Source organism: Bradyrhizobium sp. NBAIM08, assembly GCF_020193935.1.
In the GTDB taxonomy this organism is placed as follows: Bacteria; Pseudomonadota; Alphaproteobacteria; order Rhizobiales; family Xanthobacteraceae; genus Bradyrhizobium; species Bradyrhizobium yuanmingense.
Genome location: NZ_JADYVR010001159.1, coordinates 1 through 392, shown reverse-complemented (window position 1 = coordinate 392; position 392 = coordinate 1). Strand labels below are relative to the sequence as shown.

At 42.9% G+C, this 392-nt stretch carries 1 pseudogene; it reads right to left on the bottom strand.

What is annotated here, in order from left to right:
• Positions 1-266: pseudogene (locus I6F37_RS43940) on the bottom strand (hypothetical protein); the annotation flags it as partial.
• Between the last annotated feature and the right edge of the window lie 126 nt (positions 267-392).

Sequence of the window (392 nt, the reverse complement as noted above, 5' to 3'; positions counted from 1 at the left end):
ATATTGGCTACTTCGTCAGAAATAGGGTAGCCTAAAAAGATGATGCGGTCCATCATCAGGCGGCTGTATACATCCATTACAGCAACATTCATTGGCCGTTCCTCAATAATGTTGGGGGTAAGGTTGGTAACATCAGTGACAATACCTGTGGGCTGAATGAAAGCCGCAGCCTGTGGTATCGTATGAGTCATATAACCGTGTAGCGTATTGCTGCTAAGGCCACGGTGCTTTACAGCATATTTTTCAAATTCTTTTCCGAAATTCATAGGTATAATCCTCTCTTAAAAAGGTATTGCGCAATATAGCGAACTGGGTTTGGGCAAATTACGTGCAGCAAATTTTTTACGGTCAATTTGGCAAAGCGCTTCACCACATAGGCACATAAGGTACAC